Annotated in this window: 17 protein-coding genes; 8 read left to right on the top strand and 9 right to left on the bottom strand. The window is 36.6% G+C overall.

Annotated elements, in window-relative coordinates:
- Positions 1–16 precede the first annotated feature (16 nt).
- The 3 genes from RCJ93_RS02905 to RCJ93_RS02895 form a co-directional block, all read right to left on the bottom strand.
- Positions 17–1,147: a betaine/proline/choline family ABC transporter ATP-binding protein gene (locus RCJ93_RS02905; protein WP_446738347.1), complete on the bottom strand. Its 1,131-nt coding sequence runs from the start codon at positions 1,145–1,147 to the stop codon at positions 17–19.
- Between the two features lie 356 nt (positions 1,148–1,503).
- On the bottom strand, positions 1,504–1,806 hold the full coding sequence (locus tag RCJ93_RS02900; RefSeq protein WP_066787487.1) for a YunC family protein: 303 nt from the start codon (positions 1,804–1,806) through the stop codon (positions 1,504–1,506).
- 103 nt (positions 1,807–1,909) lie between these two features.
- Positions 1,910–2,110: a cold-shock protein gene (locus RCJ93_RS02895; RefSeq protein WP_066787490.1), complete on the bottom strand. Its 201-nt coding sequence runs from the start codon at positions 2,108–2,110 to the stop codon at positions 1,910–1,912.
- 255 nt (positions 2,111–2,365) lie between these two features.
- On the opposite strand from RCJ93_RS02895, the gene RCJ93_RS02890 reads away from it, so the two are divergent.
- Together RCJ93_RS02890 and RCJ93_RS02885 are read left to right on the top strand one after the other, a co-directional pair.
- Positions 2,366–4,309: a catalase gene (locus tag RCJ93_RS02890; protein WP_446738346.1), complete on the top strand. Its 1,944-nt coding sequence runs from the start codon at positions 2,366–2,368 to the stop codon at positions 4,307–4,309.
- Between the two features lie 152 nt (positions 4,310–4,461).
- Entirely contained in the window at positions 4,462–4,992 is a 531-nt protein-coding gene (locus RCJ93_RS02885) for a ribonuclease H-like YkuK family protein (RefSeq protein WP_066787496.1), read from the top strand.
- A gap of 91 nt (positions 4,993–5,083) precedes the next feature.
- Here the strand turns inward: RCJ93_RS02885 and RCJ93_RS02880 are convergent, their stop codons facing one another.
- From RCJ93_RS02880 to RCJ93_RS02865, 4 genes are all read right to left on the bottom strand, one after another.
- Positions 5,084–5,974, bottom strand: a complete 891-nt coding sequence (locus tag RCJ93_RS02880; protein WP_446738345.1) for a 3-hydroxyacyl-CoA dehydrogenase — start codon at positions 5,972–5,974, stop codon at positions 5,084–5,086.
- A 189-nt stretch (positions 5,975–6,163) separates the two neighbouring features.
- Positions 6,164–6,640 (bottom strand): metal-dependent hydrolase, encoded by a 477-nt coding sequence (locus RCJ93_RS02875; RefSeq protein WP_066787502.1) that lies wholly within the window; start codon positions 6,638–6,640, stop codon positions 6,164–6,166.
- Between the two features lie 23 nt (positions 6,641–6,663).
- Complete coding sequence (locus tag RCJ93_RS02870) at positions 6,664–7,251, bottom strand: Maf family protein (protein WP_150284516.1); 588 nt, start codon at positions 7,249–7,251, stop codon at positions 6,664–6,666.
- A gap of 153 nt (positions 7,252–7,404) precedes the next feature.
- A complete protein-coding gene (locus RCJ93_RS02865) occupies positions 7,405–8,022 on the bottom strand; it encodes a nitroreductase family protein (protein WP_150284517.1) in 618 nt (205 codons plus the stop codon).
- Positions 8,023–8,147: 125 nt separating this feature from the next.
- On the opposite strand from RCJ93_RS02865, the gene RCJ93_RS02860 reads away from it, so the two are divergent.
- Positions 8,148–8,432: a winged helix-turn-helix transcriptional regulator gene (locus RCJ93_RS02860; RefSeq protein ID WP_066787509.1), complete on the top strand. Its 285-nt coding sequence runs from the start codon at positions 8,148–8,150 to the stop codon at positions 8,430–8,432.
- Positions 8,433–8,500: 68 nt separating this feature from the next.
- On the opposite strand, the gene RCJ93_RS02855 is transcribed toward RCJ93_RS02860, so the two are convergent.
- A complete protein-coding gene (locus RCJ93_RS02855; protein WP_446738344.1) occupies positions 8,501–9,064 on the bottom strand; it encodes an NUDIX hydrolase in 564 nt (187 codons plus the stop codon).
- Between the two features lie 172 nt (positions 9,065–9,236).
- On the opposite strand from RCJ93_RS02855, the gene RCJ93_RS02850 reads away from it, so the two are divergent.
- From RCJ93_RS02850 to RCJ93_RS02830, 5 genes are all read left to right on the top strand, one after another.
- The gene (locus tag RCJ93_RS02850; RefSeq protein WP_147193347.1) at positions 9,237–9,581 is read left to right on the top strand and encodes a lmo0954 family membrane protein; all 345 of its coding nucleotides are present in this window, start codon (positions 9,237–9,239) and stop codon (positions 9,579–9,581) included.
- 14 nt (positions 9,582–9,595) lie between these two features.
- On the top strand, positions 9,596–10,249 hold the full coding sequence (locus RCJ93_RS02845) for a PspA/IM30 family protein (protein WP_251646530.1): 654 nt from the start codon (positions 9,596–9,598) through the stop codon (positions 10,247–10,249).
- Positions 10,250–10,342: 93 nt separating this feature from the next.
- Positions 10,343–11,035 carry a cell wall-active antibiotics response protein LiaF gene (gene liaF, locus RCJ93_RS02840; RefSeq protein WP_446738343.1) on the top strand — a complete coding sequence of 231 codons (693 nt, stop codon included), beginning with the start codon at positions 10,343–10,345 and terminating at the stop codon, positions 11,033–11,035.
- A complete protein-coding gene (locus RCJ93_RS02835; protein WP_251646534.1) occupies positions 11,032–12,078 on the top strand; it encodes a sensor histidine kinase in 1,047 nt (348 codons plus the stop codon). Before liaF ends, RCJ93_RS02835 begins: the two co-directional genes overlap by 4 nt.
- Complete coding sequence (locus RCJ93_RS02830) at positions 12,053–12,688, top strand: response regulator transcription factor (protein ID WP_446738342.1); 636 nt, start codon at positions 12,053–12,055, stop codon at positions 12,686–12,688. The genes RCJ93_RS02835 and RCJ93_RS02830 overlap by 26 nt, the downstream gene beginning before the upstream one ends.
- A 102-nt stretch (positions 12,689–12,790) precedes the next feature.
- Here the strand turns inward: RCJ93_RS02830 and RCJ93_RS02825 are convergent, their stop codons facing one another.
- A complete protein-coding gene (locus RCJ93_RS02825) occupies positions 12,791–13,165 on the bottom strand; it encodes a DUF3997 domain-containing protein (RefSeq protein WP_392993551.1) in 375 nt (124 codons plus the stop codon).
- Between the last annotated feature and the right edge of the window lie 36 nt (positions 13,166–13,201).

Here is a 13,201-nt window from a genome sequence, read left to right as displayed (position 1 = left end):
TCCTTTCTACTATTAACTATTGTTCTGTGTTCTCTTCTCCCCAAATAGTGTCGTACACCATATCTACTATATTGGCGCGTGTTATCAAACCAATTAATCGTTTCTCTTCATCAATCACTGTAATATTCTTTAAATTTCGGATTAGAATACGACGCACTGAATCTTGCAGCTTTGTTCCTGTTTTTACAAACTCTACTTCCCGGTTCATTGTGTCAGCAATACTTTGGGTCGTATGTCTAGCTGATGTGATCATCTCTACATTCAAATAGCCTAATAAACGTCCATGACCATCTGTTACGAACAGTGTATCAACCCTTTTTGATACCATTAATTTAATGGCTTCATCTAAACTCTTTTCAAGAGTAATAGAGACAGGCTTAATCATCACATCATCTACTATTTTTGCGCTTGGTTTCTCCTGGATAAGCCTGTGCGAACCAATGAACTCTTTAACAAAATCATTTGCTGGGTGTGTAAGAATTTCATCCGGTGTGTCAAATTGAACCATCTCACCATTGTGCATAATGCAAATTCGGTCAGCAAGTTTAATGGCTTCATCCATATCATGCGTGACAAAGATGACAGTCTTACCTAAACGTTGCTGTAAATCTTTCATCAAATCCTGCAGTGTATCCCGTGTTATAGGGTCAAGCGCTCCAAAGGGCTCATCCATTAAGATGATATCTTGATTTGCAGCAAGTGCCCGTAGCACGCCAATACGTTGCTGTTGTCCCCCTGAGAGCTGTACAGGATATAAATCTAAATAACTCTCCGGCAAATTGACAAGGCCGATTAATTTCTCTGCTGTTTCATCTTTTTTATCTTTCGACCACTTTAGTAGTTTTGGAACTAGTGTTATATTCTCGCGAATGGTCATATGTGGCATTAATCCGATTTGCTGTATTACATAACCAATGCTTCTTCTTAATGTGACAGGATTCATTTTTGATAAATCCTTTCCGTTTAATGTAATAGTTCCACTAGAAGGTTCAATCATTCGGTTAATCATGCGAAGAGCTGTCGTTTTCCCACTGCCGCTTGTGCCAATAAAAGCAATAAATTCCCCTTCTTTTATTTCAAGATTTAAATCATTTACTGCTTTTTTTCCTCCCCGATATTTCTTTGTTAAATGCTCAATCTTCAACATCTATATCCCCTCTGCTTTCTATCTATTTAACTTCTATACCCTATACCCATAAAACTATTCTAACAAAACAAAATATTTTTACAAATTAACGGCATATAAGTAAGCAACCAAGCGATTAATTATTAACTTAAAATTCAATTTTTATCAATGTTGATATTTTCTATAGCTAATTCCTAAGTCTTATACTCAATAGGATTTTTATCTTTTAGAAAGTATTTAAAGATAATAATTAAATGATAATAGAATTTAAAGCGATGCTTGAAAATATTTACACATAATAAAAGCGCACTCCATTTAGGAATACGCTTGTAATAGATGTATTGAAAAGAAAAAGAAGCCTATGTTTATTTCCTTCATTATACCATTTTTAATAATGCATCCTTGCCAATCATCCCTTTTGTAATTCCTAATGCCTCTGCTTCAAAGGTAACTGATTCAAGCGGTGCGTTTAATAGCTGATCAATAGTTTTCACACCTACCGCCCTGCCAGCAACAATTTTCCTGTCCGCCAGCTTTTGATTTAATAAACCTACATCCAATGCTCCGCACATGATATAGCCTTTATCATTTGATACTGTTAGCAAAGTGGTTTTAGGCAAAAAAACAGAAACAGCAATAAAAGAATGGCCCTCAATAATATACGTTTCAGTTGAAACCATCATATTCCCTCCTCATTCTATACATATGGGAATAACCACCAAGGGGTGCGTTCAATTTTTGAAACAAAAAAAAGCACCCTCTAAGAGGATGCTTTTATAAATATTAAAGTTTTACAACGTTAGTTGCTTGTGGTCCGCGGTTGCCTTCTTCTACTTCGAATTCAACTTTTTGGCCTTCGTCAAGAGTTTTGAAGCCTTCGCCTTGGATTGCAGAGAAGTGTACGAATACATCGTTGCCGCCTTCTACTTCGATGAATCCAAAACCTTTTTCAGAGTTAAACCATTTTACTGTACCTTGTGTCATGTGTAATGACCTCCTAAAAAATATTAATAATTAATACATATCCCCTGCAAAAAAATTCACCTAGCAAAGAAGTATCGAGTTAACACGATCACTTTTTTTACTAGGTGAATGTATTGTTTACGATGAGCCGATTTAATTATTGTCTTTATTATACATCATGCTTTACCAGTTGTCCAATAATTCTTTTGTCTAATATGTTTTAGGGATATATGTTTGGGCTATTTACAAAGGTAGATTGACATGGGAGGCATATGTATGCAAAAAAGAGATGATGATTATGAAAGAAGTATTTTAGCAGATAAAAAAATCAATAGTAGCATAAATAAAAAAACTAAGAAGAAACAGGAAAGAAATACAATTAAGCAAGAACTTTATTTGCGTGAAAAAGTAAACTTTAATTCAGAACAAATCCCTGAACGTGTTCTTTATGCCAACGGAATTGGGGCATACGGTCAGTTCGAATTATATGAGTCCCTAGAGGAATATACAAAAGCGAGTTTCCTTACAAATCCATCTAATATAACACCTGTATTCGTTCGTTTTTCTTCCATGCAGAGTTCACGAGGAACTAATGATACTCAAAGAGATGTCAAAGGCTTTGCAACAAAGTTTTATACGGAAGAAGGCAATTTTGATTTAGTCGGAAATAATGTACCTATTTTCTATATACAAAATACAAGGAAATTCCACGAACTGGTACGTGCCGTAAAGCAGGATTTCAATCAAGAATTTGTAAATGGTACAAACGCACATGATCAATTTTGGAACTTCGCCGCTAAAAATCCCGAAACTGCACATATGGTCATGTGGCAGATGAGCGATCGCACAATTCCTCGCTCTTATCGTATGATGGAGGGATTTGGCGTTCATACATTCCGCTTGGTAAATAGGAAAGGAAAGACTCACTTTGTCAAATTTCACTGGAAACCTTCACTTGGCGTCCATTCATTGGTCTGGGATGAAGCACAAAAAATTGGTGGCAAAAATCCCAATTTTCTAAGCCAAGATCTATTGGAAGCAATCAAGAAAGGTGATTATCCAGAATGGGAATTAGGCTTGCAATTGATTTCGGAAGAAGACCAATTTTCTTATGATTTTGATATCCTTGATCCCACTAAAATTTGGCCTGAAGAAGACGTGCCTGTTAAAATTATTGGAAAAATGACGTTAAACCGGAATGTCGACAACGGTTTTCTAGAGACTGAACATGTCGCCTTTCATCCAGGACACCTAGTCCCAGGTATCGAAATTTCTGAAGACCCGCTCTTACAAGGTAGGATACTCTCCTATACAGATGCACAGGTAGAACGGCTAAGGGGCCCTAATTTTCTTCAAATACCCATTAACCAGCCGATATGTCCTTTCCAAAACAACAACAATAATAATAATGGCTTTCTTATCCCAGAGGCTACCAATGAGCAACAGGCTCCCACACCCAAAAATCAAGGCTTTTTTGAAGAAAGTCAAGAAAACATGGGTGGTAACAAGCGTGGAGAGCAAACAGAAAGTTTTCAGGATCACTACTCACAAGCAAAGCAGTTTTTGAATAGCTTAATGCCTTATGAACAACAACACCTATTAGAAGCTTTTACTTATGAAATCGGCAAATGTAAATCTCAGGAAGTCAAAAATAATGCGGTGGATTTTATTAATCATATCGATCATTATTTAGCTAAAAAAGTAGCTGATAATGTAGGGGCTAAGATACCTATCAAGAACTTAGAAGTAAAATCAACCAAGCTGTCCCCTGCCCTAACAATGGCAGATACAGTATGCAAACCTGATACTAGAAGTGTCGCCATTATTTTAAATGGTACTCCTAATACGCAGCAATTAACAGAATGGGTCCAACAACTTGTGGAACATAAAATTAATTACAGTATTATTGATAAAAAAGTACATCGTATAAATGAGATGCTAAATGCCTCTGAAACTTATAGCACTGTTGATTCAGCACAATATGATTCCGCAATATTAATAAGTCCAAATCCAACTATTCCATCTAAAGTGCTTGAACTTGTCGAAATGACTTATGTACACCACAAGCCGCTTGCATTAGCCGTTTTAAGTCCAGAATCACTATTATATACGCGTATAAAGATGGAAGAACAAGGCGTATATGATTTAACATTCACGGAATTTGAACAGTTTATTGAAGGTATAGCACAAGCCCGATTTTGGGAAAGAATTATTGACTAAGCAAAGTAAATATAAAGGCAAAACATGAAGTATGTTTTGCCTTTTCTTTGGGTATTCTTGTAGAAAATTAGCGTATTATGCGAAGCAGATTAATCACAACCTCACTGCTTCTGTATATACTATTATATACCTATTGAAAAGAGCGTGATTAAATGGATCTGTTTCAAGCCGACCCTTTTCAAAATCTTCAAGAAAAGAATATGGATTTTGAAGACGTATTTCGTGAAATTGCATACTTTATGAATCGTAACCCCTTAGGAAACTATAGATTAATTGTCGGGACAGATTCTCAAGTTCATAAAGTAGATACCATTTTCATTACTGGAATCGTGGTGGTGGATGAAGGTAAACGAGTCTGGGCATGCATGAGGCGTGTACTTGTGCCTCGTAAAATGGTACATCTGCATGAACGCATATCTTTAGAACTCTCTTTTACAGAAGAAATCGTGTCCCTTTTTACAGAGGAAAGAAAGAAGCAGCTGATCGAGATTATTTTACCGAATATTTATAATGGTGCTACCTTTACAATGGAGGGCCATATCGATATCGGTTCAGGCCAACGCAACAAAACCCGTGAATTTGTACATGAAATGGTGAATCGAATTGAATCAATTGGAGTAGAACCCAAAATAAAACCAGATGCTTTTGTTGCTTCTTGTTATGCTAATCGCTATACGAAATAAATTATTAGAAAAATGAGAAAAAATTTCCCGAGAAATACTTCTTTAAACAAAATAAGAGAAGCAATCATATCATTGATTGCCTCTCTTATTTTTATGCTTTCAAGAAATTCGGATCTAAATAAGCAGGGTTTGGATATTTATAATACCCCTCGCCGGACCCTTTTCCTAGTTTCCCTTGGTCAATAAATTCTTTCTTCAACCGGTCGGCAATTGGTTGAAGTTCTGGGTGTGCTTTTGCTGATGTGGATACAATATTATAAGCCGTTTCAATACCAACAACATCTAAGATTGCAAACGGTCCCATAGGAGCTCCTGTAGCAAGCATCCATGTTTTATCGATTGTCTCAGGATCCGCTACACCTTTTGCCCATAAGCCTTGGGCTGCATTTAATAATGGAACTAAAAGCGAATTTAAAATATAGCCAGGCTGTTCTTTCAGAATACGAAGTGGCACCATGCCGATTTCTCTGGCAAATTCGACTAGTTGATCTACATACTGTTCGTCTGTTCCACTATGTCCCATAACTTCAGCTGTATTGTTCTTCCACACTTCATTTGCAAAGTGTAGTGCTAGAAACTTCTCCGGTCTTCCAGTATATTCAGCAAATTGACTAGGAAGCAAAGTTGAAGAGTTCGTGGCAAATATTGTTTTTTGCGGAGCTACAGAAGCCAATTCTTGATAGAAGCTGATTTTAATTTCAGTCAACTCAGGAATTGCTTCAATAAGTAAATCAGCATCCTTTACTGCTTCCTGTAGGCTTGTACTATATGTTATACGACTTAATGCAGCCTTTGCATTTTCTTCATCTTTAAAATAATCTGCATACACATCTTGCAATTTTAACAAACGTTCTTTCGCTTTAACAATCGCAGTTTCATTAATATCATAGACACTTACTTGAAAACCATGAAAAGCAGATTGAAAGGCAATCTGGCTACCTAATACACCACTGCCTGCAACTGTAATGTGTTGAAATTCCATTTGTACCACTCCTTCAATTTGTATATAGAACTTTTTGATTATCCGTTCATACATCTTAAATCTACCATACCTCATTAAATTTTGTCGATATTTGCAGATCGGTGCTGCTACTTGTATATAGGAAAAGGCTTGGTTTATTAGAAGAAAAAAAGAACAAACATGCATGGTTTCGCAGGTTTGTTCTATTTATTAGTGCAAATGCATTATTTCAAAGCTGAAATAAAGACATGCAATGAGTAAGCAAAGCGCCACTGCTCCTTCTATTTTGCTCCCTGTTCGTGTTGTTAAAGGAAAACGAACTTTCACTTTTATTGGGAAAAATAGCTGGATCCCCTGCTTTGTACACATATCAAGCACAAAATGGCTCGCCATGCCGATTAGAAGGCCCATTTTAATTGCATCATTGGTTACGTATGTGTGTAATGCCCAAGCAACAATCAATAAAAATAGTAAACTGTGTGTAAATGAACGGTGCCCAAATAATCCATTTATCAATTTGGACAATGCGGGAAATGTACGGCCAATAATACTTCCTCCATGGCAAATATCAGGAATTAATGCGCCGATTGCGCCAGCTGTTCCCAAAAGCAATGGTGAATCAACACTTGTTTGACCAAAAGCAAGACATGCTGCAATACCGCCAATGATGTGTGTCTTTCCTGTCATGCTTCATCCTCTTTCTTATTTTTTTAAATAGAAATCAACTTTGTTTCCACTAGCAATTCTGTAAGCCGAGCTAAGGGCAATCCCACTACATTTAAATAATCTCCTTTTATTCCCTCAACCAAGAACACGCCATCTGTCTGAATACCGTAACCTCCAGCCTTATCATAACAATCTCCTGTTGCTACATAGGCCTCAATAAGGGTATCGGGCACTTGTTTAAAATATACCTCTGTCTTTTCTACAAAGGCTAGTTTATTTCCAACATCGTCTATAATGGCAACCGCTGTCATCACTTCATGCACATTTCCACGGAGCTGTTTGAGATGCTTGATGGCCTCATTTGCATCTTTTGGCTTATGTAGCAATTCTTGTCCTTTTACTACGATAGTATCCGCTCCAATCACTACATGCCCTGGATTGCGCTTCGCTACATCAGTTGCTTTAAGTAGCGCCACTTTCTTCACATATTGAGCTGGGTTATCATCTTTTATACTTGTTTCCTCTACAGTTGCCACTAAAATCTTAAAAGGTACATTCAAACGTTTGAAAAGTTCTTTGCGCCTCGGGGAAGCTGAAGCCAAAATAAATGATTTTTCTGTCGTAAAGTTCATAACATCACTCCTTGTCCTATCATACCTAAAATGAAAGTAAAAGAAAATTCTTTTTAAAGTAGCTCATACTCCAAATTTCACATGCCTATAGGCATTGCTATAATTGTATAAAAAATGCCCATCCAAACTGATGGATGAGCATTATCATGTTTATTAAATAAATGTAGTAATATCATCAATGTCTAATCGAGATGATCCGTAAGCAGGTGCTGTGCCTTTCCCAATTGAGATTAATAGCATAGGTTTTACATTCTCTTCAAGATTGAAGTATTCTGCAAACTTCACTTTATCAAAACCGCCCATTGGCACTGTATCATAGCCATGCTCTTTTGCTAATAGCATGATTTGCATAGAAATAAGGCCAGCATCAAATGTAGCAATATTTGTTAAGATTTCTTCTGGTAATTGAGGGTAAAGGTTTTGCGCATTTTGGATTAGTAGTGATGCACGTTCATGCTCCATATGCCCTTCTGCTACGTTTTTCATGTAAATTTCTTCTGTTTTTTCATACATTTTAGTATCGCCTAAAACAGCGATTACCGCAGATGCAGTTTCAATTTGTTCTTGGTTATTAGCAATTTTGCGCAAGTCTTTCTTTTTCGCTTCATCTTGAATGACTAAAAAACGCCATGGTTGAAGATTACTAGAAGAAGGTGCTGAAGTAGCTTCCAATAAAATTGTTCTTAACTCATCTGCTGAAATTTTAAAACCAGGGTCGTACTTACGTACAGATTTACGTTCTTGCATTACTTTATATACTGAATTTGTCATTATAGTATCCTCCAAAACTTACTTTAAGTTAGTTATTGTATTCGAAAATATATTACTTTAAGTAAGTTAATTTGTCAATATTTCGTGCCTGTATGCTACAATTAGTTTATAGGGAGGGATTTGATTTGGACTGTTGCCATGAAACAATTGAATTTTTAGGAAAACGCTGGATGGTGCGGATTATTCACGTTTTATTAGATGGCCCGAAAAGATATCATGAAATCTATTCTGCCATCCCTGGTATATCGGACAAACTATTATCACAGCGCCTCCAAGAATTAATAGATGCCCATTTAGTCGAGAAAGATTATATTGAAGCATCACTAAAAAAGGTTTCGTATTCGCTAACAAACAAAGGATATGCCTTTCAAAAAGTCATTTGTGCCTTCAATGATTGGCAAAAGCTTTAAAAGATAAAGGAAAACTCCACTTAGTGTGGAGTTTTCTTTATTTTCTATAACAAGTCATTTGAGTATTATTAATCCTGCACATTTCTAAGTTTTTCATTTAGTTTTGTATAGACTTGTTTCATATATCGTTCAGAGCTTCTTTCAATTGCTTCATCTAAACTCATCCATTCAACCGCACTATTTTCATCAGGCGCTATAGTTGTACCTTCGCCCTCATCTGCTTCTATTAAAAAGGTAACATTCAGATGCACATGTGTACCAACATACTTACCTTTCTTCATATGTCCACCCACACCTAAAATTTCAATTGAATAATAATCCAACATTAAAGGCTTAATATTTTTTAGCCCTGTTTCTTCCTCTGTTTCTTTTAAGGCAACATGTAAAAGGTCTGCATTTCCATCTGCATGTCCACCCATCCACGCCCACGATTGATATTGATTATGGAATGCCATTAATACCTTTGTTCGCTCTTTATTCACAATCCAAGCTGATGCAGTAAAATGTGCAAATTCATTTTCTCTTGTCAAAACATCTGAAAATTGATCTATATAGCGAAGCATAAGCTCTTTATCTTTTTTTTCTTGCTCATTGTATGGGCAATATGCCATCAATTCATTACGAATAGTCATATGTATATCTCCTTTTGTATTTTCTTTTATATTCTATCGAAGTTAGAAGTTGAGGTCAAAATGGTCTTAGAGCATCTCAGCCTCAAGACCTAGAGTAAAATCAATACTCCGGCCGTTTGGACAAAACGAAATTCAGCGTAACATAAAGGTACAAACGAAGGAGGAAAAAACAATGAAAAAAATTGGTTTATTCGTCATTGGCAGTATCGCAGCCATTACAATTCTCTGTTCATTAGGTCCATTAACAGGATTGGCTATCTCGGCCGCTATTCTTTTTACGGGGGTGCATTTCTATTTACAAAGCAGTTCCACTTTTTCAAAAATTATTTGGGCACTTGTTGCCATCTCAGGTTTATTAACAGCTGCAGCTAATATTCCTGGATTCATCGGAATCGCAGCACTAGCTGTTATTTGGGTGGTTTATCGTAAGTGGAAACATTCTGAAAACGAAACTTTCACTGCATCAGATGATCCATTTACAAACTTTGAAAAACAATGGAATGAAATCACAAAATAAGAGGAGGAAAAAATATGGCTAACTTATGGCAACGCCTAAAGTATACAGTTGAAGCAGATTTAAATGAAATGTTTGATAAAAAAGAGGATAAAAATCCAATTAAGATGTTAAATCAGTATATCCGTGAAGCAGAAAAGCAAACAGAGGAAACAGGCAAATTATTAGAGCGACAAGGTACATTGCAACATAAACTCGAAAAAGAATTAGCAGATACAAATGAAATGAAAAATAAACGAAGCATGCAACTGGATTTGGCTAATAAAAGCGGTGAACAAGACTTAATCGCATTTGCCCAACAAGAATTTAATGCGTATTCACAACGTAGCATCGTTCTTCAGGACAGTATTGATAAATCTACCGAAGAGCTCATTGGCTTGGAACGTAAGTATGAAGAAATGAAGCATAAAATTAAAGATATGAAAGTGCGTCAATTACAATTGATGGGTAAAGAAAATGTCGTTCGTGCACATAATCAAATGAACCAGTTTCTCCAACCAGAATCTTCAAACAAAATAAATGGTCGACTTGAAACTTTTGAAGCTATGGAGAGTTATATCGATCACCTTGGCCAAAAAATTGACAGTCAACATGAAATCACATCTATGGAAGAACGCTTAGCGCGACTGGAAGCAAATAACTCAAAAAATGAGGAAATCGAATCCATATAATGATTGGACTTCTTCTGGACTATCGTTATACTAAAAAAGAGAAGCTGGTACTTCTCTTTTTTCTTATTTAATTAACTGGAAAGGAGGCAACCAATGACCCACCTTTCAACTAAAACACTTACAATGCTTGGAATTACGGCCTTTTTGCTAATTTTTATTGAAGCTACTTTTTTTGGAAATGGCAGTATAATGTTTGCCATTATAGGTGCTTTTTTTATGTATGTCAGCATACGCAGAAAACGCAAATGGCTGTTTTGGTTAGGTGTCATTTTTTTGGGTATTGCCCTACTCTCAATGTGGAGCTTACGCCTAGTTATCATCGGAGTGTTATTATACCTTCTATGGAAACTTCGAAAAGGTGAAGAATTTCACATATCTGTATCTAAACAACCGGCAGAACAAGCGAACTCATTTATTCAGAATAAATTATTTTCATTTCAAGGTACACCTATTGAGTCATACGAATGGCAAGATGTACATATACAAAGCCTTGCCGGTGATTTGCTGATTGATGTGACTCAGACTGTTTTACCTAAGGGGGCTTCATTGATATCTGTACGGCAAGGCTTTGGAAAAGTGAAAGTACTTGTGCCTTATGAAATACCTGTACGCCTGCATTATTCTACGTTTATCGGCGATGCGCATTGTTTGGGACAGACTTATCCCAGAATTTGGAACGATACGATTGCCGTTCGAAATGGTTATGAGAATGCAGAGGATTCTTCGGCTGAACTCATCATCACGGTTTCCACATTATTTGGGAATGTCGAGGTGATTCGCCAATGACGAAATTTTTGGCCCGAACAATGAGCTTATTTTTCGGAGAAATAATTATTTTCTCGCTTATTTTCTTTATTCTTTTTGATGGCCATTTCAATCAATGGAAAACACTTTGGGAAGAAAAGTATTGGAATTTGCCGGTCGCTATTCTATTCCTTATTCTGCTTTTTGCGATTAGCCTAAGCATCTCTATAGGAGGTATATTCATCCTTCGCCAGCAGAGTAAAACGTTTGAAAATGCACTTCATAATATTGAAAAAAGTGATCCTATCCCGCCTAATTGGAATGGCCCCCTTTCAATTCAAAAGTCATTAAATGAGATAAGTGAATTGATAGCTACTCAGCGTAAAAGCTTGCAAAAGCTGACAAATGATAAGGCAGTTAACCAAGATCAGCTCATTCAAGAACGTATTGTACAGGAAAGGCACCGACTTGCCCGGGAACTTCATGACTCTGTTTCTCAACAACTTTTTGCAGCTTCAATGCTACTTTCGACCATTAATGAAACAGTAGGAGATGCAACACCATCGACTAAAAAATTGTTAAAGCAATCGGAAGAAATTGTTCAGCAAGCCCAGCTTGAAATGCGGGCGCTATTACTTCACCTTCGTCCTGTTGCATTAAAAAACAAGTCGTTAAAACAAGGGCTAGAAGAATTGCTAGCCGAGTTACAGCAAAAAGTTACGTTCAAAATGCACAAACGATTAGAGGAAGTTTCCCTCTCTAAAGGTGCAGAAGATCATCTTTTCAGGATTGCTCAGGAGACACTTTCCAATACTTTACGCCATGCAAAAGCAACTGAAATGGAGCTGCTTCTTGTCGAACGAGATCAGCGTGTTATTTTCCGTGTTCAAGACAATGGTATCGGCTTCAAAACAACTGATGAAAAAGCCGGCTCATATGGCCTGCACAATATCGAAGAGCGCGCAGTCGAAATAGGAGGAACATATAAAATTGTCTCAGTACCATCGCAAGGAACGGTGATTGAAATTCAAATTCCAGTGGAAAAGGAGGTAATCTCCAATGATCAAGATACTGCTAGCCGATGACCATGAAATGGTGCGTATCGGCGTATCATCATACTTGCAAGCACAACCCGATATGGAAGTCATTGCTGAAGCTGCTAATGGAGAAGAAGCAGTTCAATTAGCTTTAAAGCATCGACCAGATATCATTTTGATGGATATGGTGATGCCAATCTTATCAGGGGCTGAGGCCACTAAAGCTATCGTGAATGAATGGCCTGACGCTAAAATTATGATTGTCACCAGTTTCTTGGATGATGACAAGGTTTACCCAGCATTAGAGGCCGGTGCTATTAGCTATTTATTGAAAACAACTAACGCCAAGCAAATCGCCGATGCCATTCGAAGTACTTTCAATGGCACGCCCATCTTAGAACCAGAGGTTACAAGTAAAATGATGGCAAGAATGCGTCAGAAAAATGATCGTCCACTTCATGAAGAATTGACTGAACGTGAACATGAAGTATTATTGTTAATAGCACATGGTAAAACAAATCAAGATATTGCTGATGAACTTTTTATTGCCTTAAAAACTGTTAAAACACACGTTAGTAATATTCTCTCCAAATTAGAAGTACAAGATCGCACCCAAGCTGTTGTTTATGCATTTAACCATCACCTAGTAGAAGCTTAAAGCTCTTACATATCAAAACCCAAGAATCATTTAATTTCAGATCCTTGGGTTTTTGATTTTTTGGGTGAATTGTGTCGCTATCGCTGAGAGAATACTGGCTTTTCATCTCAAAGAATCCACATCTTTCATTTTTACGTGTATATTATATTTTTTTAACTTAATTTTAAACTCATTCTTATTTAGAAATTTTTCTTTATTTCCTGTCTTTATATTGATTATCCAAAAATATATCTCGTTATCTTCTAAATCTTTCTGTTTAGCAATTACATAGTTTTTGTTCCAACCCGCTTTAATTATTTCAGTAGGAACTACGGCTGGCCCCCACCCAATATCAGTTTTGTGAGCAATGGTGATTTCATGTCCAGAAGTTCTAATGATGGAGTAATTCCCTGGCAAATCAACATCATAATCAGCTAAGCCTGCACAACCACTAACTAAAAACATAGCCCCAAAGAATAGAATAACTTTTTTATTCATTTTGATTAAACCTACCTCAGGTAACTAATATTTATT

This window comes from Rummeliibacillus sp. BSL5 (assembly GCF_052928305.1).
This window is presented reverse-complemented; position numbering and strand designations above follow the sequence as displayed.